This window comes from Pseudonocardia sp. Ae150A_Ps1, from assembly GCF_001932315.1.
GTDB lineage: Bacteria > Actinomycetota > Actinomycetes > Mycobacteriales > Pseudonocardiaceae > Pseudonocardia.
Window position 1 is genome coordinate 1,057,424 of the sequence record NZ_MCIJ01000001.1, and the last position, 24,304, is coordinate 1,081,727.

The following is a 24,304-nucleotide window of genomic DNA, read 5'->3' on the forward strand; positions in this document are numbered from 1 at the left end:
CACGCGGTACGGGCGTTGGTCCCTACGAGGCAATCGAGCGGGGCGGGAAGCGCCGTTCGGGCGTCATCAGATCTGATGGCGTAGCGAAGCGTGACCCGCGTGGAGCAGCATCGTTGAGCCGGGTGTCACGGCCCGATCACTGCCCGAAGGACCCTCAGTGCCCCTGCGCCGCCCGCACCGACTGCTCCTCGCCGCCCTCGCCGGGACCGCCGCGATCGGGCTCGGTGTCGCCGTCCCCGCCACGGCCGCCCCGACGCTGCCGGTCGATCTCCCGATCCTGACCGAGGACGCCGCCGCCGGCCTGCTGCCGGCCGTGGGTGAGGCCGCGGGGACGTCGCTGGCGGGGAGCTGGTTCGAGGACGGCCGGCTGATGGTCGGCACCTGGGACCCGGCACTCGCGCCCGTGCTGACACGCCTCGGCGCCACCCCGGTCGTCCGGGACGAGCCCCGGCGCGACCCGGGTGCCGTGCTGGGCGAGCTCGCGGCCCGCACCGCGACGGCGATGCCGGCCGGGCTCGCGTCGTACGGGATCGACCCGCGTACCGAGCAGGTCGTGCTCGAGGTCGTCGACGGCGCCGGGGCGGACGCACTCGCCGATGCCCTGACCGCGGGACTGGACCCGTCGGCGGTGCGGGTGGAGCGGGTCCCGGCGGGCCCGCGGCAGCAGGCCGCCGTGGCCGGCGGCGACACGATCACCGACGGCAGCCGGCGCTGCACCGCGGGCTTCGCGGCGTCGGACTCGTCCGGCGACGACTGGGTGCTCACCGCCGGGCACTGCACCCGCGGCTCCTCGACCTGGTACGACTCGGAGCAGAGCACGATCGGGACGGGCGCCCGGTCGGCGGGCGGCGCCGTCGACGTCGGCGCGATCCCGGTCGCCGAGGGCAGCGCCTCGCCGACCGTCTCCGGCACCCGGGTGGCGGGCACGAGCGCGGCCCCGGTCGGCTCGACGGTGTGCCTCTACGGCTCGACCAGCGGTCGCTCCTGCGGGAGCGTCGAGCGCACCGACATGACGGTGAACTTCGACGGCCAGCAGCAGTCCGGCCTCACCGCCGTCGGTGCCTGCGCGCAGGAGGGCGACTCCGGCGCCCCCTACATCACGTCGAGCGGGCAGGCCCAGGGCGTGCACACCGGCGCGGGCGGCTCGGACAACTGCACGAGCTACTTCACCCCGATCGGCACCGCGACGAGCGCGCTCGGCCTGACGCTCACGACCGGCTGAGCAGGCGGGCCGGGGCCGTTCAGCCCCGCTCGCCCCGCACGACCCGGCGCAGCTTCGGGACCCGCTCGGCGAGCGTGCGCTCGAACCCGCGGACGGACGGCGCGTAGTAGTCCGTCCCGACGACGTCGTCCGGCGGGTACTGCTGGCGCAGCACCCCGTCCGGGTCGTCGTGCGGGTACCGGTAGCCGACGGCGTTGCCGAGCTTCTGCGCCCCCGCGTAGTGCCCGTCGCGCAGGTGCGGGGGCACGCCGCCGACCTTGCCGGACCTCACGTCGGCCATCGCCGCGTCGATCGCGGTGATCACGGCGTTCGACTTCGGCGCGGTCGCGAGGTGCACGGTGACCTGGGCGAGCGCGATCCGCGCCTCCGGCATGCCGACGAGCTGCACGACCTGGGCGGCGGCCGTCGCGGCCGGCAGTGCGGTCGGGTCGGCGAGGCCGATGTCCTCGGACGCGTGGACCATCAGCCGCCGGGCGATGAACCGGGCGTCCTCCCCCGCGACGATCATGCGGGCGAGGTAGTGCAGCGCGGCGTCCGGGTCGGAGCCGCGGATCGACTTGATGAAGGCGCTGATGACGTCGTAGTGCTGGTCGCCCGCCCGGTCGTAGCGGACGGCGACCTCGGTGACGGCCCGCTCGACGGCGTCGAGGTCGACGACCGCCGCACCGTCCCCGGCTGCGGCACCCGCGCCGAGGACACCGTCGGCGGCCGCCTCCAGCGCCGTCAGGGCCCGGCGGCCGTCGCCGGCGGAGAGCCGGATCAGCGCGTCCTCGCCGTCGGCGGCGAGGGTGACCGTCCCGGCGAGACCGCGCTCGGACGCGACGGCACGGCGCAGCAGCGCGCGGACGTCGTCCTCCCCCAGCGACTGCAGCTGCAGGACCAGCGAGCGGGACAGCAGCGGCGAGACGACCGAGAACGACGGGTTCTCGGTGGTGGCCGCGACCAGGAGGACGAGCCGGTCCTCGACGGCGCCGAGCAGCGCGTCCTGCTGGGTGCGGGAGAACCGGTGGACCTCGTCGATGAACAGCACCGTCGACGTACCGCTGCGGTCACGGCGGCGGCGTGCCTCCTCGATGACGGCGCGCAGCTCCTTCACCCCGGCGGACAGCGCGGACAGGGCGACGAAGTGCCGCTCCGCGCCGCCCGCGCCGGCCATCAGCCGGGCGAGCGTCGTCTTCCCCGTCCCGGGTGGCCCGTAGAGCAGCACCGACGCCGCCGCGCCACCCTCGAGCAGCCGGCGCAGCGGCGCGCCCGGCTCGAGGAGCTCGGACTGCCCGACGACCTCGTCGAGGCTGCGCGGGCGCATCCGCGCGGCCAGCGGGGCGTCCGGGCGGGGCGCGGACCCGTCCCCCTCCCCGGGGGTGTCCCCCGGGGAGGGGTCGATGTCGAACAGGCCGTCGGTGCTCATCGCCGCCCAGCCTGCCAAATCCGGCGGGGCCGGACCCGCGTCAGGGTCGGTCGATCTCGTCGGCCAGGACCGGCGTGTGCACGGCGTGGTCCTCGTGGAACCGGTTCTCCGCGTAGAGCACCACGACGACCGCCGTGCCCACGACACCGATCGGCAGCGCCAGCACGAGGTTCACCAGCGCCCCGGCCAGCGGGCTCACGACGCCGACGGCCGCTCCGACCAGGCCGATCACGAAGCCGGCGACGCAGGCGGCGAGCCCGAACAGCGCGAACCGGCCGAGCGTCGGGAAGAACCGGCGGTGGACCAGGGTGACGACCCGCCCGATCCCGCCCCGCTCGACGCCGACGACGCCGGGCAGCGCGGTGAGCACGGTGCCCGCGTAGAGCGCGCCGGCGAGGATCGGCAGGACCGCGAGGAACGGGCCGAACGCGAGCACGAGCACCGCGACGGCGGCCCCTGCCGCCGCGGCGACCGCGGCGGTCCAGCCGATCGCGGGCACGGCGCGGTTCCGCACGAACGCGATCACCTGGTCACGGGTGTAGGGCCGCTGTGCCGCGTCGCGGACGGTGACGAACACGGCCGCCATCGCCCCGAGCGCGCTCACCGCGACCGAGAGGATCCCGAACAGCAGGACGAGCACGGCCGTCCCGGCCAGCGCCCCGCGCCCGGGCAGGACGAACCCGCCCCCGATCCCGGAAACCACCAGCACGACCTGCAGCAGCAGGGCCGGCACCAGGATCAGCGCCTGGACGACCAGCAGGGGCTTCCACGACCGCTGCACGGTGGCGATCACCTTCCCGAACCAGTCGCCCAGCGAGAACGGGACGAGCGGGTCCGGCGAGGTGCCGCCGGGCGGACCGGGCCGGCCGGGGTACGCGCCGTGGGGCGGCGGGTACGGCGCGCCGTACTGCCCCACGTACTGCCCCCGCCGTACGGAGCAGCTCCGTACGGGGCGGGCCCGCCCCCGTACTGCGGGCCAGCGCCGTACGGCGGCGTGGCTCCGTACCGCGGACCGGCCCCGTGGCGGGGATCGCCGCCGTACTCCCGGCCGGCCGGGTACTCCTGGTGGCCGTACGGCGGGTGCCCGGGCACCTGCCCGTACCCGCCGGCGGGCTGCTGCGGGTACGGCGTCCCGTACGGCTGCTGCCCGGGCTGCGTCCCGGGCGCGTCGCTCTCCGGCCCCCCGTGGCCCGACCGGGCGGCACCACCCTCCGGCGGTTCGTCGCTCATGCGCGCGGACACTAGTCCCGACCGCCGACGACGGGGTGCGCCTCCGCCCCGCCGCCCCCGATTTCGTGACCGGCGCCGCATGATCGGCCGCGACCCCGGATCGTCGCCGGAACGCAACGCCGGCGACGCGCGGAGTCACCACCCGGCAACAGTGCCGGTGCATCCTCATGGGGCATGGACACGATCCACGGTTGCCCGCTCTGCTCACGCCCCCGCACCACGGCCGACGCCCGTGGCCTGGCGTGGAGCAGCCACCACGGCCCGCACGGCGTCGTCTTCGTCTGCGGCCCCTGCACCCGGACCCACCTGTTCGACCTGGAGACGGGCCTGCTCGACCCGGCCCGGACCGACCGGACCGGGCCGGGGCGCCTCCAGCGGGCGGCCTGAGCAGGCCCGGTTCAGAACCGGTTCAGGACCGGTTCAGGACCGGTTCGGCATCCGGTGGTGGATGTCCTCCGACATCCGCACCACGGCGTAGTAGAACTCCAGCGTCACGCGGATCAGGATCAGGTAGACCAGCGCCGCGACGGCTCCGCCGATCAGCGCGAGCAGGCCGCCGAACAGGCCGCCCCGGAGGAACGCGCCGACCACGACGACGACGTAACCGACGGCCAGCACCACGGTCAGCAGGATGTAGGCGAACTTGACGATGTGCGGCGTCACGAACTGGTTGAACCCGAAGTCGAACAGCGCCGCCAGCGGGTTGGAGGGCGGGGCGGGCGGCGGCGTGGAACCACCGGGGTAGGCGCCGGCGGCGTACGGGTCGGAAGGTCCACCGGGTGGCGGTGTCTGCGTCATGGGGCCGCACGCTATGCCGCATGTGCGTGCCGGCACCCCCGGTGTCGCCTGATCAGGGGCGCGCCACGGCCCCGTGGCGCCGCCCGGCGGACCGCGGCCCCGCCGTCGTAGGGTCACGGCCGTGCGCGAGATCCTCGAGTTGCTCGAACGCGACGCGTCGCTGAGCCACGACACCGTCGCGACCATGGTCGGCCTGCCCGTCTCCGAGGTCGACGCCCGGATCGCCGAGTGGGAGCGCACCGGCGTGATCCGCCGGCACAAGGCGGTCGTCGACTGGGCCCGGTACGAGGACGGCACCGCCGCCCTCGAGGGAGCCGGCCGGTCCGGCGCGCAGGTCACGGCGTTCATCGACGTCGGCGTGGCGCCCGCCCGCGGTGTCGGGTTCGACGACGTCGCCGCCCGGATCTCCCGGTTCGACGAGGTCCGCGACTGCTTCCTCGTCTCCGGCGGGCACGACCTGCGGTGCACGGTCGTCGGCCCGGACATCCGCGCGGTGAGCGACTTCGTCTCCCAGAAGCTGTCGACGATCGACCGCGTCCGGTCGACCGCGACCCACTTCGTCCTGGCCACGCACAAGCGCGACGGCGACACGTTCGCCGAGCCCGAGCCGGACCACCGGCTCCCGGTGACCCCGTGAAGCCGCTGAACGAGACGATCACCGCGATCCCGCCGTCCGGGATCCGCCGGTTCTTCGACATCGCCGCGGAGATGGACGACGTCATCTCGCTCGGCGTCGGCGAACCCGACTTCGTGACGCCGTGGCGGATCCGCGAGGCCGGCATCTACGCCCTGGAGCACGGCTACACCACCTACACCGGCAACGCCGGGCTCCCGCGGCTGCGCGAGCTGATCTGCGCCGACCTGGCGTCGCGCTACGACGCCCACTACGACCCGGCCACCGAGTGCCTGGTCACCACCGGCGTCTCCGAGGGCCTCGACCTGGCGTTCCGGGTGATCCTCAACCCGGGCGAGGAGGTCATCGTCCCGGAGCCCTGCTACGTGGCCTACCAGCCGTGCGTGTCGTTCGCCGGTGGGACGCCGGTGGGGGTGCCGACGCGGGCCGAGGACGGGTTCGCGATCGACGTCGCCGCCGTCGAGGCCGCCGTCACGCCGCGGACGAAGGCGATCCTCATCGGCTCGCCGGCCAACCCGACCGGGGCGGTGCAGTCACCCGAGGTGCTGCGCGCGCTCGTCGCGCTCGCCGAGCGGCACGACCTCTACCTGCTCTCCGACGAGATCTACGACCGGCTGACCTACACCGGGGCGCACACCTGCCTCGGTGCGGTGCCGGGCGCCCGGGAGCGGACGGTCGTGCTGGGCGGTTTCTCGAAGGCCCAGGCGATGACCGGGTGGCGGGTCGGCTGGCTGGCCGCGCCGCGCGCGATCGCCGAGCTGTGCCTGCGGGTGCACCAGTACACGATGCTGTGCGCGCCGCACGTGTCGCAGGTGGCGGCCGTCGAGGCGCTGACCAACGCCGAGGGCGACGTCGCCGAGATGGTGGCCGACTACGACCGCCGCCGCCGGGTGTTCGTGAAGGGCCTGCGGGAGGCCGGGCTGGAGTGCCCGGAACCGGCCGGCGCGTTCTACGCCTTCCCGTCGATCCGCGCGTCCGGGCTGGATGCCGAGACGTTCGCGGAGCGGCTGCTGCGCGAGGAGTCGGTCGCCGTCGTCCCGGGGACCGTGTTCGGTCCCTCCGGGGAGGGACACATCCGCTGCTCGTACGCGACGGCGCTGCCGCAGCTGGAGCAGGCCGTCGAGCGGATCGGGAGTTTCCTGGGCCGGTTGTGACGCCGGTGGGCGCACGGCCGGGCACGCGCGGGGGCCCCGCGCCGCATCCCCTCCGCCAGGCCGCGGACCATCACCGGCCCCAGGTCGCGCCCACGGCGGCACAGCCACGGCACCCCCTTCCCGACCAGCCACGCCCCGCGCTCCCACGACCTCACGACCCGGCCGCCCGCGGCGTCGAGCGAGACCGTGCCGGGGACGGCCCAGCCTTCCGCCGCGAGGAGCTCGGCGAGCCCGCGGGCGAGCAGCCGGTGCCCGAGCTCGGACGGGTGCAGCCGGTCCACGCTCCATGCGGCCGGGTCGTACGGCGACGTCGTCTCCAGGTCGAGCATCCCGACGGTGACGGACGGCGCGGCCGCGGCGACGGCGTCGTCGAGCGCCGCGTTGAGGGCGAGGATCCGGGCGGTGAGTGCCCTGCGCATCACGGCGGGCAACCGGAACACCCGGGTGTGGTCGTGGAACCGGACCAGCAGGACGGTCGCCCCGGCCCGGCCGAGCAGGTCGAGGGCCTCCGCGCAGTCGCGGCGGATCTCCTCGGGGTCGAAGTCGGAGCGCAGGGTGTCGTTCATCCCGGCGCAGAGGACGACGACGTCCGGCCGGGCGGCGGCCGCCGCGGGCACCTGCTCGTGCCGGGTGGCGGCCATCCGGGCACCGGTCCGGGCGTGGTTGTCGAGGCGCACCGGGTCGGGACGGTCAGGATCGGTCACGGCGTCACGCAGGAGCGGTCCGAAACCGCGCCACCCGCCGCCGGGCCGGGGATCACCCAGCCCGACGGCGGTGGAGTCGCCCAGCACGGCGAGATGCCGGACGGGGCGCCCGGGCCCCGGCGGGGTGGCGCCGGTCCGGGCGGGTGCGGGGCGGGCGGGTACGTGTCGGGAGGCGGGATCGGCGACGGGCGAGGACGCGATCGTCGGGCGCACGACCCTCACGATCACCCGCGTGCGCACCGCCGCGGTGTGCACGCGGTGACGCGCCCCGGACCGGCACGCGAACTCTTACCGCTCGCCCGTCCGGAACGCGGGGAACACCGCCAGCTCGGACGGGGCGTCCGGGAACCGCTCGTCCAGCGCCTCGACGACGGCGCCGGCCAGCTCCGCGTTGCCGCGCCGGTCGGTCGCCGCGGCGGCGGCACCCAGCCCCCGCCAGTAGTGGCGCAGGGCCGTGGAGATCCGGGGTGAGCGGCCGGCGTCGTCGCCGATGGGGCCGTCGTGCTCCAGTACCCGCGGCAGCAGCATCCAGGTCGACCACCACACCCACAGCAGGTGCGCGTCGGTGAGGCGCGACTCCAGCACGTCGGGGTCGTCGAGCTCGGGCCAGACCGGCGCGACCTCGGCGCGCCAGGCCTCCAGCATCTGCGCGGACACCGCGGCCGGCAGCGCGTAGCTGCTGGCGCACCCGGGGAACGGGATGCGGACGTACGCGGCGTCGAGCACGACGTCGCGGAAACAGCCCCACTCGAAGTCGACGAACCGCACGCCGCGCGAGGTGACCAGGTTGTTGTCCGGGCAGGTGTCGGACGGGCTGAACGCCCGGAACCCGGTGCCGCCGAGCAGCCGCACCCCACCGCGTGCCTCCAGCACCGCCGTGTCCCCGGCGGTGACGCCGAGCGCTTCGGCGAGCAGCTGCGGCAGCCGGGCCAGCGCGGCGCGGGCCTGGTCGGCGATCGGGTCGCGGTGCGCCTTCTCCCCCAGCCGGCGCAGCAACGCCCCGAAGTCGCCCTCGCGGCCCGCGGTGGCGGCCTGCATCCGCCCGAGGCCGCGGGCCCAGCCGAGCAGGCAGTTGCGGGCGGCCTCCCTGTCGGGCCCGAACAGCTTGTCGGCGAGGGTCATGCTGCGGCCGAGGTCCTCCAGGACGAGCAGCCGCTGCTCCGGGTCGTGCGCGATGATCGCCGGGCTGGGCCGGATCTCGGTCGGCAGCGCGGTGAACAGCTGGCACGAGGCGACCTCGTAGCGGAACGGGTCGGACGCGGCCTCCGCGTCGCCGTCGCCGGCCCGCGACGTGTACTGCTTGATCACGACGCTGCGGCGGTCGGAGAACGGGTTCTGCCCCATGCGTGCCCGGGCCACCACGGAGCGGCCGCTGCCACCGAGATCCTCCGGCTCGGAGAGCTCGACCTCGGACCCCGCCCGGCGGGACAGCAGCCGTGCGGCGCCGGCCACCGCCTCGACCGCGCCGGGGGTCGCCTGCGGATCGGTCATCGCCGGAAACCCTACCCTTCGGAGAGCGTGCGGTCTGCGCCCCGACGCCGGGACCGGTGCCGGGCGAGCAGCAGCACCACGGCCGCCGATCCGATCGCCCCGGCCAGGTTGAGACCGAGCTGCAGCACCGACAGCGCGGCCTCCACCCAGCGGCCCTCGATGGCCGCGACCGAGCCGTACGCGGCGGCGGGGACGGTCGTCACCGAGATGAACACGCCGACCAGCGCCGACGACCGCGCCGACGTCAGCGACAGCATCCCCGCGGCACCCGCGAGGACGGCCACGACCAGCGAGAACGGCCCGACCTCGTAGATGAAGTCCATCTGCTCGAGCCCGTCCAGCGACGCCGACGACAGCCAGCCGAACAGGTCGAACAGGACGGTCGCCAGTGCGGTGACGGCCATCGCGAACGGGAACCCGACCAGCAGCGCGGCCGCGCCCCGCCGGATCAGGTCGGCACGGCGCAGCACCAGCCCGACGGCCATCGCCGCCATCGGCCCGAACTCGGGGCCGAGGACCATCGCGCCGACGACCGTCACCGGGGAGTCGGTGACGGCGCCGACCGCGGCGAGCAGGCACGCGATCGTGAGGAACGTCAGGAAGGTGAGCGAGAGCCGGGACTCCTCGCCGGTCCGGTGGATCAGCTCGTCCCAGACGACGGCGTCCGCCCCGTCCCCGGGGGCGGCCTCCTCGGCGGCGTCGGCCCGGTCGGAGAGCACGGTGTCGAGCTGCTCGAGGGTGATCCCGCCGTCGTGGTCGACGCCGAGATCGGCGAGCCGGCCGAGGAGGTCGTCGGTGCACTCGCGCGCGACGTCGGCCTCGACCAGGTCGCCGGGCGGGCGCACCGCCGCCCCGGGGTGGACCACCAGGTGGGCCACCCCGGGTTCGGCGGTGAGGACCTCGCAGACCTCGGTGGTCCGCCCGGACGGGCAGACCACCCGCAGGTGCAGCACCTACGCGGCCGGGCCGGGCTTCTCCGGTGCGCCGCCGCCGGTCTCGGCCGGCCTGCCGGGCGCGGAGCCGCCGGGCGCCGGCTGGGCCGGCTTCGCGTCGACCCCGGCCTCCTTGCGCTGGGCGGCGGTGATCGGCGCCGGGGCCTGGGTCAACGGGTCGAAGCCGCCGCCGGTCTTCGGGAACGCGATGACCTCGCGGATGGAGTCGACCCCGGCGAGCAGCGCGGTGATCCGGTCCCAGCCGAACGCGATCCCGCCGTGCGGCGGCGGGCCGTAGGAGAAGGCGTCCAGCAGGAAGCCGAACTTCTCCTTGGCCTCGGCCTCGGACAGGCCCATGATCTCGAAGACGCGCTTCTGCACGTCGGCGTCGTGGATACGGATCGAGCCGCCGCCGATCTCGTTGCCGTTGCAGACGATGTCGTAGGCATAGGCCAGCGCCTCGCCCGGGCTCTGCTCGAAGGTGTCGATCCAGTCCGGGGTCGGCGAGGTGAAGGCGTGGTGCAGCGCGGTCCAGGCACCCCCGCCGACGGCGACGTCGTCGGTGTCCGCGGTGGACTCGAACAGCGGGGCGTCCACGATCCACACGAACGACCAGGCGGACTCGTCGATCGCGCCGACCCGCCGCGCGATCTCGCCGCGGGCGGCGCCGAGCAGGGCGCGGGCGTCGGACGGCGTCCCCGCCGCGAAGAAGATGCAGTCGCCGGGGTTCGCGCCGACGGCCGCGGCCAGGCCGGCCCGCTCGGTCTCGGACAGGTTCTTGACCACCGGGCCGCGCTCGTCGACCTGCCCGTCCTCGCCGATCAGCACGTAGGCCAGGCCGCGGGCACCGCGCTGCTTCGCCCACTCCTGCCAGCCGTCGAGCACCTTGCGCGGCTGCGAGGCGCCGCCCGGCATGACGACGGCGCCGACGTAGGGGTTCTGGAAGACCCGGAACCGGGTGTCCGCGAAGTACGACGTCAGCTCGGTCAGCTCGAAGCCGAACCGCAGGTCGGGCTTGTCCGAGCCGTAGCGGGACATCGCCTCGGCGTAGCTCATGCGCGGGATCGGCGCCGGGATGTCGTAGCCGACCAGCTTCCACAGCGCGACGAGCACCTTCTCAGCCAGCGCGATGACGTCGTCCTGCTCGACGAAGCTCATCTCGATGTCGAGCTGGGTGAACTCGGGCTGGCGGTCCGCGCGGAAGTCCTCGTCGCGGTAGCAGCGCGCGATCTGGTAGTAGCGCTCCAGGCCGCCGACCATGAGTAGCTGCTTGAACAGCTGCGGGCTCTGCGGCAGCGCGTACCAGGAACCGGGACGCAGCCGGGCCGGGACGACGAAGTCGCGGGCGCCCTCCGGGGTGGACCGGGTCAGGGTCGGCGTCTCGACCTCGATGAAGTCCTCGGCGGCGAGCACGTCGCGGGCGGCCTTGTTGACGTCGCTGCGCAGCTTCATCGCCGACGCCGGGCCGGAGCGGCGCAGGTCCAGGTAGCGGTGGGTCAGCCGGATCTCCTCGCCGACCCCGGTGTGCTCGTCGATCGGGAACGGCAGCGGCGCGGCCTCGGACATCACGGTCAGCCCGGTGACCGTGACCTCGATGTCGCCGGTGGGCAGCTCGGAGTTCTCGTTGCCCTCGGGGCGCCGGACGACCTCGCCGACGACCTGCACGCAGAACTCCGACCGCAGCCGGTGGGCCCGCTCGGCCATCTCGCCCTCGCGGAACACGACCTGCGCGGAACCGGACCGGTCCCGGAGGTCGATGAAGATCACGCCGCCGTGATCGCGGCGGCGGGCCACCCATCCGGCGAGGGTCACGGTCTGGCCGGCGTTCTCGGCACGCAGCGTGCCGACAGGGTGGGTTCGCATCACGGCGGACAAGGCTATCCGCCGCCCCCGACCGGCCCGTCACCAGGCTTGCCGTCGGGTCACAGCAGGCTGAGTTGCTCGTCACGAGGCTCCCGTGGCGGGGGTGCGGCCGGTTCCTGACGGGTCCACCCGGGGTCGCCCGGATCGGCCTCCGGACCGTCCAGGCCGTGCCGTGCCAGCAGTGGCGCGGCGCGGCTCCGGAGGGCGGCGCGGTACTCGCGGTCGGCCGTCGCCCCCCGGCGGTAGAGCTTCTCGTAACGGGGCAGCAGGGCCGGGTACTCGCGGCCCAGCCACTGCAGGAACCACTCGCGGGTCCCGGGCCGCAGGTGCAGCGCGAGCACGGTGGCCCGGCGGGCACCGGCCGCGGCGATCTCCCCGAGCAGCGCGTCGAGCGCCTCGGCCGAGTCCGTGAGCCACGGCAGGACGGGCGCGACCATCACCCCGCACGGCAGGCCCGCCTCCGTGATCCGCCGGACCAGGTCGAGCCGGGCCCGCGGGCTCGGCGTCCCCGGTTCCAGGCGCGCCTGCAGCTCCCGGTCGAGCAACGCGACCGAGACCCCGGTACCGACCCGGACGTCCCGGTTCGCCGCGGCCAGGTCCGGCAGGTCCCGGGTCAGCACGGTGCCCTTGGTCAGGATCGAGAACGGTGTGCCGGACCGGGCGAGCGCCCCGATCACCCCGGGCATCAGCCGGTAGCGGCCCTCGGCCCGCTGGTACGGGTCGGTGTTGGTGCCCATCGCGACGTGCTCCCGCCGCCACGACGGCCGCGCCAGCTCACGCTCCAGCACCCGGGCGGCGTTCACCTTCACCACGATCTGGGAGTCGAAGTCCGCGCCCGCGTCGAGGTCGAGGTAGGTGTGGGTGTTGCGAGCGAAGCAGTTGTGGCTGACGACCCCGGCCGCGACGAAGTCACCCGTGCCGGTGGTGATGTCGTACATCGGGACCACCCGGCCGGTGTCGTGAACACCGGTGACCTGCGGGGCCCCCTCCGGCGGCTCCTCGACGAGTGCACCGGTGACGTCGCGGACCCGCGCGACGGCCGGGTCCGCGACCGCGACCAGCCGCAGCTGCTCCGCCGCGCCGCCGAGGACCCGCAACGCGCGCGCACCCGGCCGCCCGGACGGTTCGGACGCCACCCGGAACCCGAGCCGGCGCACCGCCCCGACCGTGGCCCGGGTGAGCTGCTCGTCGCCCGGGACGATCCGCAGCACCCCCGCCGAGACCTGGCCGCAGGCGTCGAGCACACCGCCGACGAATCCCGCCGACCAACCCGGCCCGGGGTGCTCCGGCCACACCGTGGGCGACGGCCGCTGCGCCACGGCCGGGGCCGCCGACGGTGCGGCGGCCCGTGCCGGTTCGCCGATCAGGCCGATCAGGTGGTGGGCGCGGGCGACCGCCTCCAGCTCCACCCACGCCGACGGGAACGCCTCGGCCGTCACCCGGGACCGGACCGCGTCGGCCCGGACCAGACCGCAGAGGTAGCCCTCGTCGTAGCCGGGCGGCCGGGCGCCGCGGGGCATCGCCGCCGCGCCGGGCCCCACCAGCGCGGAGCCGGGCCGCAGGTGCGGACGGTCCGCCGAGGCCCGGCACCGCCCCGGGCGCACGTGGGCCCAGCCCTCGCCGGTCAGGAAGCGGTGCTCGGCCGAGGTGACCAGCACCGTGCCGTCGGTCAGGGACACCCGCTGGGCGCGGCGCCGGGTGGACCAGTGCGCGAGCACCGGGGTGCGGACGAACCGGCGGCGGCCCCGCCCGTCGGACGTGGTGCCGACCACCTCGTCGCCCGGGCGGAGCTCCCCGATCGGGCGGGACCGGCCGTCGGCCGTCAGCACCGGGGTGTCGCCCGCGAGGCAATAGGTGCACGCGTGGGAGCAGCCGCGGTACGGGTTCACCGTCCACCCGAACGGCACCGGCGAGGACGACGCCACCCGGTTCAGCACCGACCGCGCCTCCACCTCGTGGAACACCGTCCCCGCGAACTCCGGCGTACGCACCGTGCGCAGCAACCCGCGCATCCCCGGCAGCGCCGCGTCCGCGCCGATCCCGTCGATTCCCACCTGCTGCCCGTTCCACCGCACGAGAGTCATTCGAACACAAGTTCGAATGCCGGGCAACCGGTCGTCGCCCGGCGGCCGCCTCCGGGCGAGGACCGGTCGGCGGTGCGGTGATCGCTTGCGAGGATGCGGACGTGCATCCCGACGATCCCGGCCCGCGGCACCCGTACCCCGGGGAACCGCGGGGCGGGCGGCCGTCCGGCAGGCGGCGCCGTCCCGAGCCCGGCGACGGCCACGGGCACGGTGTCCCCCGGCCCCGTGCGACACCGCCCGTGCCGGGGCGTCCCGGTCCCGGTGGCCCGCCGCCGGAGCGGGCCGGTCGTCGTCCCGACGCGCCGTGGGCCCCGGGAACGGAGGGCGCCGGGCAGGAGCACGGCGGCGGGTACGCCACCGGGCCGGTGCCCGCCGGCGCCCCGACCGGCACCGGGCGCCGTGCGGCGCGACGCCGGGCCGAGGAGGACCACGCCGGCACCGGACACGGACACGGACACGGCGCCCCCTCCCCCGCAGGCCGACGGGTGCGGAACCTCCTCGTCGCGCTGCTCGTCCCCTGCGCCCTCGCGACCCTCACCGGTCTCGTCCTGCTGTGGCCGGGACCGGTCCCGGCACCCGAGCTGCCGCCGACCGAGCAGGTGCACGGCGACGTGCAGTCCGTCCAGGTCGCGGACTGCTCCCCCGGCTCGGGCGACGGGGCCTGCACCGGCGTCACCGTCCGGATGACCGACGGCCCCCGCGCCGGGCGGGACCTCGTGCAGCTCGTCCCGACCGAGCCGTCCAGCCCGCGGTTCGCCGTCGGCGACCCGGTGACGATGGCCTGGTCCGGCGGGAACCCGGACGAGGCGGGCTCGTACCAGCTCAACGACTTCCAGCGCGGGCCCGCGCTGGGCTGGCTGGCGGCGGCGTTCGCGGTGGCCGTCGTGCTGCTGGGGCGGCTGCGCGGGTTCGCCGCCCTGGTGGGCCTGCTGCTCAGCTTCGCCGTGCTGCTGTGGTTCGTCCTGCCGGCGATCCTGTCGGGCGGGTCACCGCTCGCGGTGGCCGTCACCGGGTCGTGCCTGATCATGTTCGTGGTGCTGTACCTGACCCACGGGTTCAGCGCCCGTACGTCGTGCGCGGTACTGGGGACGCTCGCGTCGCTGGCCCTGATCGGCGTGCTCGGCTACGCCTTCACCGCGGCCACCCGGCTCACCGGGCTGGACGACACGACGGCCAACCTGATCGGGACGCTCGGCCCCGGCGTCCCGATCGACCCGCGCGGCCTGGTCCTGGCCGGGCTCGTGATCGGCGCGCTCGGTGCGCTCGACGACGTGACGGTCACCCAGGCGTCGGCGGTCTGGGAGCTCGGTGCGGCGAACCCGCGGCTCGGGCCCCGCGAGCTGTTCGCCGCCGGGATGCGGATCGGCCGCGACCACGTGGCGTCGGCGGTGAACACCCTCGTGCTGGCCTACGCCGGCGCCGCGCTGCCGTTGCTGCTGCTGTTCTCGGTGGCGGCCGGCGGCGTGACGGAGGTCCTGACCAGCCAGGACGTCGCGACCGAGATCGTCCGGACGCTGGTCGGAAGCATCGGGCTGGTCGCCGCGGTGCCGGTGACGACCGGTCTCGCGGCGCTCGTCGCCGCCCGTCGCTGACTCAGGCGGGCCGGCGGGCCACCAGGTGCGCCTCGCCACCGCCCTCGTGGTGGGCGACGACCTCCAGCTCGCCGAACGCCGCCGGCAGCTCGCCGGGGGCGGCCCGGTACTGCCCGCCGGTGTCGCCGACCTCGGAGAGCACGGTGACCACCAGCAGCCCGCCGGGCGCGACGGCCGCGGCGAGCGCCGGGTAGAGCGCGGGGGCCCGGAACCGCTGGCAGACGACGACGTCGTACACGTCGTCGTCGGCGGGGAACCCGTGGTCGAGGTCCGCCTGGACCCAGCGGACCCGCCCGGGCGGCTGCTCGGCCGCGACGAGCGCCGCCCCGGCCGCGAGCCCCGCCGGCGAGACGTCCACCGCGACGACGTCGAGCCCCTGCGCGGCGAGCCACGCGGCGACGATCCCGCGGCCGCAGGCGACGTCGAGCGCCCGGCCGGTGGCCGGCAGCAGCCCGGTGTGCGGCCGCAGCGCGTCCGGTGGCTGCGGGGTGCCGACGCCGGCCGCGCGGTGCCGGGCGTCCCACCGCTCCTGGTCGTCGACGGCCACGGTCAGCTCGCGAGGGCCGTGACGACGGCTCCGGTGACGGCGTCGAGCGGGACGTCCTGCTGCTCGCCGGAGGCGAGGTCCTTGAGCCCGACGGTGCCGTTCTCGAGGTCGCGGTCGCCCAGGACCAGCGCGAACCGGGCGCCGGAGCGGTCCGCCGACTTCATCGCGCCCTTGAGGCCGCGACCGCCGTAGGAGAGGTCGACCCGCACCCCGCGGGCCCGCAGCTCCGCCGCGACGACGACGAGCCTGCGCTTCGCGGCGTCGCCCAGCGGCACCCCGAACACCTCGGCCCGGGCGGTCGTCCACGGCTGCACGCCCTCGGCCGCGCAGGCCATCAGCGTCCGGTCGACGCCGATGCCGAACCCGACGCCGGACAGCTCCGGCCCGCCGAGGGTGGCCATCAGGCCGTCGTACCGGCCGCCGCCGCCGATCCCGGACTGAGCGCCGAGGCCGTCGTGGACGAACTCGAAGGTCGTCTTCGTGTAGTAGTCCAGGCCGCGCACCATTCGCGGGTTCGCCGTGTAGGCGACGCCGAGGTCGTCGAGGTGCGCGAGGACCTGCGCGTGGTGCTCGGCCGAGGCGTCGGACAGGTGGTCCATCAGCAGCGGGGCCCCCGCCATCGCCGCGCGCACCTCGGGACGCTTGTCGTCGAGCACCCGCAGCGGGTTGATCGCGGCCCGCTCGCGAGTCGCCTCGTCGAGGTCCAGGCCGGACAGGAACTCCTGCAGCCGCTCGCGGTAGGCGGGACGGCACTCGGCGTCGCCGAGCGAGGTGAGCTCCAACCGGTAGCCGGTCAGGCCGAGCGCCTTGAAGCCCTCGTCGGCGACCGCGATGACCTCGGCGTCGAGCGCCGGGTCGTCGACGCCGATCGCCTCGATCCCGACCTGCTGCAGCTGCCGGTACCGGCCGGCCTGCGGGCGCTCGTAGCGGAAGAACGGCCCGGCGTAACGCAGCTTGACCGGCAGCCCCTGCTTGTCGAGGTTGTGCTCGATCACCGACCGGACGACGCCTGCGGTGCCCTCCGGGCGCAGCGTCACCGACCGCTCGCCGCGGTCGGCGAAGGTGTACATCTCCTTGGAGACGACGTCGGTGGACTCCCCCACCCCGCGGGCGTACAGCCCGGTGTCCTCGAACACCGGGAGCTCGATGTAGCCGTACCCCGCCCGGGCGGCAGCCGCGGCGAGGGTGTCCCGGACATGGACGAAGCCCGCCGAATCCGTCGGAAGGTACTCCGGGATGCCCTTCGGCGCGGCGAACGGCTCGGGCTTGCGTGCCCGGGGCCCGTCCGCCCGCTGCTCGGTGGCGGTCACTGCAGGTCCACGTCCTCTCGTGCTGTCGTCCGGAAGCCCCTCCAGCCTAGGACCGCCGTCTCTCAGAATCCCTCTCAGGTCGCCCCGCTACCCTCCGTCGGAACGAATGATCAAGCAGGGAGTGGCGGAGCGTGGCGACGAACGAGCAGCGCCGGGAGGCGGCGAAGCGGAAGCTCGCTGCCCAGCAGGCCCACCGGGCCGAGCGGGCGGAGAAGCGGAAGCGGACGACGACGATCGCCGCCGTCGCGACGGTACTGGTCGTCGCGCTGGCCGCCGGGGGCGTCTACGCGCTGACCGCGGCGTGGGGCGGACCCGAGGAGGCCGCGCCGCCCGCCCAGGCGCAGGGTGACGGGCCGGACACCTCCGGCCTGCCCACGGTGCCGCTGCCGCAGCGGCCCACCGCGCTGCCCGCGTCGGTCGACTGCGCCTACCCGGCGTCGCCGGAGCCCGCCTCGAAGCCGGCCATCCCGCCCCCGGGCGGTCAGGTCTCCGCGGAGGGGCAGGTCCCCACGACGCTGCAGACCAGCGCGGGGACCATCGACCTCACCCTGGACCGGGCACTCGCGCCGTGCACCGTGAACAGCTTCGCGAACCTGGCGCAGCAGGGCTACTTCGACGGCACGTCGTGCCACCGGCTGACGACCAGCCCGGGCCTGCAGGTGCTGCAGTGCGGCGACCCGACCGGGCGCGGCAGCGGCGGCCCCGGCTACTCGTTCGCCGACGAGGTCTTCCCCGAGCTCACCTACGGCCGCGGGCTGCTCGCGATGGCCAACGCGGGCCCGGACACCAACGGCAGCCAGTTCTTCATGATCTACGGCGACGCCCAGCTCCCGCCGAACTACACCGTGTTCGGGTCCATCGGCCCGCAGGGGCTGTCGACCCTCGACACGGTCGCGAAGGGCGGCGAGTCGGTCGGGTCCGGTGACGGCACGCCGAACGTCCCGGTGGAGATCCAGGGCGCGACCGTCGGCTGAACGCCCACCCCCGCCCCGCACCGATGAGATCGCGGTGCGGGGGTGGTCCCTACCTGCGTCCGGGGGTCCACCCCGGGCGTGGTGGGGCCCGCTCGATGGCCGGGCGGGATCCGCCGCGACAGTCTGGGAACCGTCCGGAACGACCGCACGGCCCACCTGCCCCGCACGGAAAGGCGGCGATCATGTCCACCACCAACCGCCCCCCTGCTCAACCACCGGGACCGGGCCGTGCTGCGTGCGATCGCCGCGGACCGCTGCACCGTCACCGACGGCGAGTGCCACTCGCTCACGATCGACGGCGTGTGCTTCTGCGACCAGTTCGCCGGGGTGCGGCTGGCCGACGACGGGCTGGTCGAGGCGTCGGGCGCCGCCCCGCTGCGGCCGCACCTCACCGACGCGGGCCGCTCACTGCTCGCCGCCGCGTGACCGGTCAGGCCGCGCTGGTGACCCGGTAGACGTCGTACACGCCCTCGATGTTGCGCACCGCCTGCAACAGGTGCCCGAGGTGCTTCGGGTCGCCCATCTCGAACGAGAAACGGGAGACCGCCACCCGGTCCCGCGACGTCGTCGTCGACGCCGACAGGATGTTGACCTTCTCGTCGGCCAGGACCTTCGTGACGTCGGAGAGCAGCCGGTGCCGGTCCAGCGCCTCGACCTGGATCGCCACCAGGAACACCGACTCCGGCGACACCGACCAGGCGACGGCGACCAGCCGCTCCTCGCGGGCCGTGAGGTCACCCGCGTTGGTGCAGTCGGTGCGGTGCACGCTGATCCCGCCGCCGCGGGTCACGAAGCCGAGGATCTCGTCGCCCGGCACCGGGGTGCAGCAGCGGGCGAGCTTGACGTAGAGGTCGCCCATCTCGTGGCCGTCGCCGTCCTGCACGACGACGCCGGCGTTCCCGGACGGCCGCCGGTGCCGGACCGTCGACGGCGTCGCCCGCTCGGCGAGCTCCTCCTCGGCCTCCTCCTCGCCGCCGAACCAGGCGACGAGGCGCTGCACCACGTGCTGGGCGCTGGCCTGGTGCTCGCCGACCGCGGCGTAGAGCGCGGACACGTCGGAGTAGTGCATCTCCCGGGCGAGCGCGGACATGGCGTCGCCGGAGATGAGCCGCTGGAGCGGCATCCCGGTGCGGCGCGCCTCCCGGGTGATGGCCTCCTTGCCCTCCTCGACAGCCTCCTCGCGGCGCTCCTTCGCGAACCACTGCTTGATCTTCGCCTTGGCCCGCGGCGACTTGGCGATGGCGAGCCAGTCCCGGGACGGCCCCGCGTCCTCGGCCTTGGAGGTGAAGATCTCGACGACGTCGCCGGAGGAGAGCTGCCGTTCGAGCGCGACGAGCTTGCCGTTGACCCGCGAGCCGATGCAGCGGTGCCCGACCTCGGTGTGCACGGCGTAGGCCAGGTCGATCGGGGTGGACCCGGTGGGCAGGGTGACGACGTCGCCCTTCGGCGTGAAGACGAAGATCTCCCGGGCGGCGAGGTCGAAACGGAGCGAGTCGAGGAACTCGCCCGGGTCGGCGGCCTCCCGCTGCCAGTCGAGCAGCTGGCGCATCCACGCCATCTCCTCAACCTCGACCTCCTTGCTCTGGCCGCCCTTGATCTCCTTGTACCGCCAGTGCGCGGCGATGCCGTACTCCGCGGTGCGGTGCATCGCGTGCGTCCGGATCTGTACCTCGAGCGGCTTGCCGTCCGGGCCGATGACGGTGGTGTGCAGCGACTGGTAGACGCCGAACCGCGGCTGGGCGATGTAGTCCTTGAAGCGGCCGGGCATCGGCTGCCAGAGCGCGTGCACCATGCCGATCGCGGCGTAGCAGTCGCGGACCTCCTCGACCAGCACCCGCACGCCGACGAGGTCGTGGATGTCGTCGAAGTCGCGGCCCTTGACGATCATCTTGCGGTAGATCGAGTAGTAGTGCTTCGGCCGTCCCTCGACCTTCGCCGGGATCCGTGCCGAGTCGAGCTGGGAGGTCACCTCGTCGATGACCTGCCGCAGGTAGGTGTCCCGGGACGGCGCCCGGTCGGCGACCAGGCGGACGATCTCCTGGTACTTCTTCGGCTGCAGGATCGCGAACGACAGGTCCTCGAGCTCCAGCTTCACCGTGGCCATGCCGAGCCGGTGGGCGAGCGGGGCGAACACCTCGAGGGTCTCGTTCGCCTTCTTGACCTGCTTCTCCGGCCGCAGGAAGCGCATCGTGCGCATGTTGTGCAGCCGGTCGGACAGCTTGATGACCAGCACCCGCGGGTCCCGGGCCATCGCCACGACCATCTTGCGGATCGTCTCGGCCTCGGCCGCGGTACCGAACTCGACCTTGTCCAGCTTCGTGACGCCGTCGACCAGGTGCGCGACCTCGTCGCCGAAGTCGGTGCGCAGCCGCTCCAGCGAGTAGTCGGTGTCCTCGACGGTGTCGTGCAGCAGGGCGGCGACCAGCGTCGTCGTGTCCATGCCCAGCTCGGCGAGGATCGTCGAGACGGCGAGCGGGTGGGTGATGTACGGGTCGCCGGACTTGCGGGTCTGGCCCTCGTGCTTCGACTCGGCGACGTCGTAGGCCCGCTGCAGGAGCATCAGGTCGGCCTTGGGGTGCAGCGAGCGGTGCACCGCGGCCAGCGGTTCCAGGACCGGCTTGACGATGGCGACCCGCTGCGGCGTCATCCGCCGGGCGATCCGGGCGCGGACCCGCCGGGTCGCGGACGGGCGGGGAGGCTCGTCGTCGGCGGGGGTCAGCGGCCGCGTCGCGGGATGGGCCGTCGTCCGGTCGACCTCGGTCACCGCACCTCCTGATCGTGCCGGTAGCGGGAGTGGTCCCGCCCCGAGGATAGTCCGCGGACCGTCCCGGGGCGGAACGTGTGCTCCTACGCGCTCAACAAGGCGTCCACCTGCAGGTCACCCAGCTTCGTGCGGCCGTTCAACGCGGTCAGCTCCATCAGCGTGCCGAAGCCGACGATGTCGGCCCCCGCGTCGGCGAGCAGCGCGCACGCCGCGGCGGCGGTGCCGCCGGTGGCCAGCACGTCGTCGACGACGTACACCCGGGTGCCCGGTTCGAGCACGCCGGCCGGGAGCTCCAGCGTCGCGGTGCCGTACTCCAGCTCGTAGCTGCGCGACGCGGCGACGGCGGGCAGCTTGCCTGCCTTGCGGACCGGCACCGTCCCGACGCCGGCGACGAGCGCGACCGCCGCCCCGAGCAGGAAGCCGCGCGCCTCGACCCCGACGACGACGTCGGCGTCGCCGGTGCGGGCGGCCAGCTCGGTGGTCACCGTCGCGAACGAGCCGCCGTGGGCGAGCACCGGGGTGATGTCGCGGAACAGCACCCCCGGCTGCGGGTAGTCGGGCACCGAGCGGACGAGGCCGGCGACCTGCAGCAGGTCCTCGGCGGACTCCCCGTCGATGCCGGGGCCGACCCGGATGCCGTCGACGGCGGTCACCGGCGCTTCCTGCCCGTCTTGCCGGTGGGGCGCACCCCGGGCCGCGGCGCGGCCGGGGCCGAGCGCGACGTGCTGCTCACCGCGGCGAACGTGTCGGTGGCGGGCTCGGCCGCGTCCGGCACCTCCTCACCGTCCCGGACGGCCGCGGCGCGGGCCCGGCGGGCGGCGACCCGCTCGGCCTGGTCGCGGAAGCGCCCGTCGCGCATCTTGATGTCGACCAGCACCGGGGTCGCCAGCAGGAGCGAGGAGACGACACCGGAGATCATGCCGACGAGCTGGACGAGCGCCAGGTCGGCGAGCGTGCCGACGCCGAGCAGCCCGACGCCGATCACCAGCAGGCCCAGTACCGGCAGGATCGCGATGAGCGAGGTGTTCATCGACCGCATCAGCGTCTGGTTGAGCGCCTGGTTCGCGGCCTCGGCGTAGCTGCGGCGGGTCAGCTTGAGCAGCCCGCGCGAGTTCTCCCGCACCTTGTCGAACACGACGACGGTGTCGTAGAGCGAGAACCCGAGGATCGTCAGGAGCCCGATCACCGTCGCCGGTGTGACCTCGAGGCCGATGACCGAGTAGACGCCCGCGGTGACGACGATGTCGTTGATCAGCGCCACCAGCGCCGCCGCGGCCATCGCCCGCTCGAAGTAGACCGCCAGGAAGATCGTGACCAGCACGATGAAGACCAGCAGCGCGATCAGTGCCTGGGTGGTGACCTCACCGCCCCAGGTGCCCGAGACCTGGGAGTCGCTGATCGCGGCCTCGCTCGGGACGCCGCCCCCGCCGATCGGCTGGAGCTGCTGGAACAGCGCCTCCCGCAGCGGGACGAGCTGCTCCGGAGTCAGCGGCTCGGACTGGATCACGATCGACGCCGAGTCCCCGGTCCCGACGGCCTGGCTGACCTCGGGGGCGGTCCCGACGACGTCGGTGTAGATCCGGTCGACCTGCTCGACGCTGATGGGCCCGTTCGCACCGGTGGCCGGCAGCTGGATCTGCGATCCGCCGGTGAAGTCGATGCCGAGGTTGAACCCGCGGAACACCAGCGACAGCACGCAGACCGCGAGCAGCACGCCGAACCCGATGTACCAGAGCTTCTTCCGGCCGACGATGTCGACGCTCGCGGTGCCGGTGGTGAGCCGGGTCCAGCCCGACGTCCGCTCGGGGGCCGTCATGCTCCCGCTCCCTTCCCGCTGGTGGCACGCTGCCCGACGGCGGGTTTGTCCCGCCGGTGCCGGGCACCGATCCGGTCGACCGCCGCGAGCCCGGACAGGCCGGGCCTGCCCAGCGACTTCGACCGGGAGATCAGCACGACCAGCGGGAACGTCACCAGGAAGACCACGACCAGGTCGAGGACGGTGGACATGCCGAGGGTGAAGGCGAACCCGCGGACCTCACCGACGGCCAGGATGTAGAGCACGGCCGCGGCCAGGAAGCTGACCGCGTCGGCCGTGAGGATCGTCCGTCTGGCCCGTTCCCACGAGCGCGGGACCGCCGAGCGGAACGTCCGGCCCTCCCGCATCTCGTCCTTCAGGCGTTCGAAGAAGATCACGAACGAGTCCGCGGTGATGCCGATCGCGATGATGAAGCCGGCGACGCCCGCGAGATCGAGGGTGAACCCGATCCACCGCCCGAGCAGGATCAGGACGGCGTACACGACCACGCCGGACAGGACCAGCGACAGGATCGTCAGCAGCCCGAGCAGCCGGTAGTAGAACAGGCAGTAGACGAAGACCAGGGCCAGGCCGACCGCACCGGCGATCAGTCCGGCCTCCAACGAGGCCAGGCCGAGCGTCGCGGACACGGTCTGTGCGGTGCCCGGGTCGAAGGCCAGCGGCAGCGAGCCGTATCGCAGGGTCTGCGCCAGGTCCTGGGCGCATTCCTGGTTGAACTGCCCGCTGATCTGGGTCTGGCCGTAGATCGGCTGGTTAATCGAGGGCGCGGACACCACGTCGCCGTCGAGGACGAACGCGACGTTCTTCCCGACGTTGGCGGTCGTGTACTGGCCCCACGTCTCGGCGCCCTGCGGCTTGAAGGTCAGGCCGACCGCCCAGCCGGCGGCGCCCTGGCTCTGCTGCGGCTGCGCGGACGCGATCTCGGTGCCCTCGAGGAAGGACGGGCCGAGGATGTACTTGGTCGTGCCGTCCTCACCGCAGGTGACCAGCGGCTGGGCCGGGTCGTCGTAGCCCTGCAGCGGATCCGGGCCCGCGCAGTTCAGCGCGAGCAGTGCCTGCACCTGGGTGGCCTGGTCGCTGCTCTGCCGGGTCGCGCGCAGCTGCTCGACCTCGGCGGCGACCCGCGGGTCGGTCGGGGTCGCGGCGCCGGTCGGGCCCGGGGGTTCGGGCGCGGGCGGCGGGTCCTGCAGCGGGGAGCTCTGCGCCACCGGGGCGACGGCGCGGCTCTGCTCGCCGGGCGCCCCCATCCCCTGCGGCTGCGGTGCCGCGGGAGCCTGGCCCGCCGGCGCCCCGGCCGGTTCCTGGCCGGGCTGCGCGCCGGGGGCGGGCTGGCCGCCGGGCGCCGGCTGCTGCTGCGCGGCCGGGTCCGCGGGGATCGGTCCCTCGACGACCTCGCGGAACCGCAGCTGGGCGGTCTGGCCGAGCGACCGGGCCTGCTCGCCCTGGTCGCCGGGGACGGTGATGACGATGTTGCTGCCGTCCAGCTGGACCTCGGCGCCGCTGACACCGAGCCCGTTGACGCGCTGCTCGATGATCGACTCGGCCTGGACCAGCTGGTCGCGCGGCGGCGGCTGCCCGTCGACGGCGCGGGCGGTGAGCGTGACGCGGGTTCCGCCCTGCAGGTCGATGCCCAGCTTCGGCGTGAGGTTCCCGCCCCCGGTGAAGAGCACCAGGGTGTAGAGGATCACGACGATGCCCAGGAAGGCGGTCAGGTAGCGCCAGGGGCGCACACGCTGCTGCCCCGACGACGTTGCCACGTGGTGTTCTCCCGAATCCGACTC

20 protein-coding genes and 1 pseudogene are annotated in these 24,304 nt (G+C 74.5%); 7 read left to right on the forward strand and 14 right to left on the reverse strand.

Annotated features, from left to right (window positions below):
• Positions 1-157 precede the first annotated feature (157 nt).
• Entirely contained in the window at positions 158-1,222 is a 1,065-nt protein-coding gene (locus Ae150APs1_RS04575) for a S1 family peptidase (protein WP_075296010.1), read from the forward strand.
• A gap of 19 nt (positions 1,223-1,241) precedes the next feature.
• Here Ae150APs1_RS04575 and Ae150APs1_RS04580 read toward each other — a convergent pair whose 3' ends face one another.
• Entirely contained in the window at positions 1,242-2,630 is a 1,389-nt protein-coding gene (locus tag Ae150APs1_RS04580; RefSeq protein ID WP_075296012.1) for a replication-associated recombination protein A, read from the reverse strand.
• Positions 2,631-2,670: 40 nt separating this feature from the next.
• Positions 2,671-3,546 carry a hypothetical protein gene (locus Ae150APs1_RS04585; RefSeq protein WP_075296014.1) on the reverse strand — a complete coding sequence of 292 codons (876 nt, stop codon included), beginning with the start codon at positions 3,544-3,546 and terminating at the stop codon, positions 2,671-2,673.
• A 488-nt stretch (positions 3,547-4,034) separates the two neighbouring features.
• Here Ae150APs1_RS04585 and Ae150APs1_RS04590 point away from each other — a divergent pair, with 488 nt between their 5' ends.
• Positions 4,035-4,247 (forward strand): hypothetical protein, encoded by a 213-nt coding sequence (locus Ae150APs1_RS04590; protein WP_060575695.1) that lies wholly within the window; start codon positions 4,035-4,037, stop codon positions 4,245-4,247.
• Positions 4,248-4,280: 33 nt separating this feature from the next.
• Here Ae150APs1_RS04590 and Ae150APs1_RS04595 read toward each other — a convergent pair whose 3' ends face one another.
• Positions 4,281-4,658 (reverse strand): DUF4282 domain-containing protein, encoded by a 378-nt coding sequence (locus Ae150APs1_RS04595; RefSeq protein ID WP_075296016.1) that lies wholly within the window; start codon positions 4,656-4,658, stop codon positions 4,281-4,283.
• 121 nt (positions 4,659-4,779) lie between these two features.
• Between Ae150APs1_RS04595 and Ae150APs1_RS04600 the strand changes: the two genes are divergently transcribed.
• Complete coding sequence (locus Ae150APs1_RS04600; protein WP_010235450.1) at positions 4,780-5,295, forward strand: Lrp/AsnC family transcriptional regulator; 516 nt, start codon at positions 4,780-4,782, stop codon at positions 5,293-5,295.
• The gene (locus Ae150APs1_RS04605) at positions 5,292-6,446 is read left to right on the forward strand and encodes an aminotransferase class I/II-fold pyridoxal phosphate-dependent enzyme (protein ID WP_010235448.1); all 1,155 of its coding nucleotides are present in this window, start codon (positions 5,292-5,294) and stop codon (positions 6,444-6,446) included. Before Ae150APs1_RS04600 ends, Ae150APs1_RS04605 begins: the two co-directional genes overlap by 4 nt.
• Positions 6,447-6,691: 245 nt before the next feature.
• Here the strand turns inward: Ae150APs1_RS04605 and Ae150APs1_RS33300 are convergent.
• From Ae150APs1_RS33300 to Ae150APs1_RS32615, 5 genes and pseudogenes are all read right to left on the reverse strand, one after another.
• Positions 6,692-7,405, reverse strand: a pseudogene (locus Ae150APs1_RS33300) (SGNH/GDSL hydrolase family protein); the annotation flags it as partial.
• A gap of 33 nt (positions 7,406-7,438) precedes the next feature.
• Positions 7,439-8,641, reverse strand: a complete 1,203-nt coding sequence (locus tag Ae150APs1_RS04615; RefSeq protein ID WP_075296020.1) for a hypothetical protein — start codon at positions 8,639-8,641, stop codon at positions 7,439-7,441.
• An 11-nt stretch (positions 8,642-8,652) separates the two neighbouring features.
• Entirely contained in the window at positions 8,653-9,594 is a 942-nt protein-coding gene (locus tag Ae150APs1_RS04620) for a DUF389 domain-containing protein (protein ID WP_010235436.1), read from the reverse strand.
• Positions 9,595-11,439 carry an aspartate--tRNA ligase gene (gene aspS, locus Ae150APs1_RS04625; RefSeq protein WP_075296022.1) on the reverse strand — a complete coding sequence of 615 codons (1,845 nt, stop codon included), beginning with the start codon at positions 11,437-11,439 and terminating at the stop codon, positions 9,595-9,597.
• 56 nt (positions 11,440-11,495) lie between these two features.
• Positions 11,496-13,520, reverse strand: a complete 2,025-nt coding sequence (locus Ae150APs1_RS32615; RefSeq protein WP_075296024.1) for an intein-containing Rv2578c family radical SAM protein — start codon at positions 13,518-13,520, stop codon at positions 11,496-11,498.
• A gap of 101 nt (positions 13,521-13,621) precedes the next feature.
• Between Ae150APs1_RS32615 and Ae150APs1_RS04635 the strand changes: the two genes are divergently transcribed.
• On the forward strand, positions 13,622-15,112 hold the full coding sequence (locus Ae150APs1_RS04635) for a YibE/F family protein (protein ID WP_249266212.1): 1,491 nt from the start codon (positions 13,622-13,624) through the stop codon (positions 15,110-15,112).
• Position 15,113: 1 nt separating this feature from the next.
• Here the strand turns inward: Ae150APs1_RS04635 and Ae150APs1_RS04640 are convergent, their stop codons facing one another.
• Complete coding sequence (locus tag Ae150APs1_RS04640) at positions 15,114-15,659, reverse strand: class I SAM-dependent methyltransferase (protein ID WP_075296028.1); 546 nt, start codon at positions 15,657-15,659, stop codon at positions 15,114-15,116.
• Between the two features lie 2 nt (positions 15,660-15,661).
• The gene (gene hisS, locus Ae150APs1_RS04645; RefSeq protein WP_075296030.1) at positions 15,662-16,969 is read right to left on the reverse strand and encodes a histidine--tRNA ligase; all 1,308 of its coding nucleotides are present in this window, start codon (positions 16,967-16,969) and stop codon (positions 15,662-15,664) included.
• 131 nt (positions 16,970-17,100) lie between these two features.
• Here hisS and Ae150APs1_RS34175 point away from each other — a divergent pair, with 131 nt between their 5' ends.
• Both Ae150APs1_RS34175 and Ae150APs1_RS04655 read left to right on the forward strand, forming a co-directional pair.
• Positions 17,101-17,943, forward strand: a complete 843-nt coding sequence (locus tag Ae150APs1_RS34175; RefSeq protein WP_075296032.1) for a peptidylprolyl isomerase — start codon at positions 17,101-17,103, stop codon at positions 17,941-17,943.
• Between the two features lie 228 nt (positions 17,944-18,171).
• Positions 18,172-18,369, forward strand: coding sequence for a hypothetical protein (locus Ae150APs1_RS04655; RefSeq protein WP_083679931.1), 198 nt, complete (start codon positions 18,172-18,174; stop codon positions 18,367-18,369).
• Between the two features lie 4 nt (positions 18,370-18,373).
• Here Ae150APs1_RS04655 and Ae150APs1_RS04660 read toward each other — a convergent pair whose 3' ends face one another.
• The 4 genes from Ae150APs1_RS04660 to secD form a co-directional block, all read right to left on the reverse strand.
• Positions 18,374-20,662 (reverse strand): bifunctional (p)ppGpp synthetase/guanosine-3',5'-bis(diphosphate) 3'-pyrophosphohydrolase, encoded by a 2,289-nt coding sequence (locus Ae150APs1_RS04660; RefSeq protein WP_075301683.1) that lies wholly within the window; start codon positions 20,660-20,662, stop codon positions 18,374-18,376.
• 128 nt (positions 20,663-20,790) lie between these two features.
• Positions 20,791-21,360, reverse strand: coding sequence for an adenine phosphoribosyltransferase (locus tag Ae150APs1_RS04665; RefSeq protein ID WP_010228317.1), 570 nt, complete (start codon positions 21,358-21,360; stop codon positions 20,791-20,793).
• Entirely contained in the window at positions 21,357-22,523 is a 1,167-nt protein-coding gene (gene secF, locus Ae150APs1_RS04670) for a protein translocase subunit SecF (protein WP_075296035.1), read from the reverse strand. Before secF ends, Ae150APs1_RS04665 begins: the two co-directional genes overlap by 4 nt.
• Positions 22,520-24,280 carry a protein translocase subunit SecD gene (gene secD / locus Ae150APs1_RS04675; protein WP_075296037.1) on the reverse strand — a complete coding sequence of 587 codons (1,761 nt, stop codon included), beginning with the start codon at positions 24,278-24,280 and terminating at the stop codon, positions 22,520-22,522. Before secD ends, secF begins: the two co-directional genes overlap by 4 nt.
• Positions 24,281-24,304: the final 24 nt, after the last annotated feature.

What these genes read in the sequence shown, in the direction of transcription:
- Ae150APs1_RS04580 (WP_075296012.1), bottom strand. Translation starts at nt 2,630, where the DNA reads ATGAGCACCGACGGCCTGTTCGACATCGACCCCTCCCCGGGGGACACC.
- Ae150APs1_RS04590 (WP_060575695.1), top strand. Translation starts at nt 4,035, where the DNA reads ATGGACACGATCCACGGTTGCCCGCTCTGCTCACGCCCCCGCACCACG.
- Ae150APs1_RS04595 (WP_075296016.1), bottom strand. Translation starts at nt 4,658, where the DNA reads ATGACGCAGACACCGCCACCCGGTGGACCTTCCGACCCGTACGCCGCC.
- Ae150APs1_RS04615 (WP_075296020.1), bottom strand. Translation starts at nt 8,641, where the DNA reads ATGACCGATCCGCAGGCGACCCCCGGCGCGGTCGAGGCGGTGGCCGGC.
- Ae150APs1_RS32615 (WP_075296024.1), bottom strand. Translation starts at nt 13,520, where the DNA reads ATGACTCTCGTGCGGTGGAACGGGCAGCAGGTGGGAATCGACGGGATC.
- secF (WP_075296035.1), bottom strand. Translation starts at nt 22,523, where the DNA reads ATGACGGCCCCCGAGCGGACGTCGGGCTGGACCCGGCTCACCACCGGC.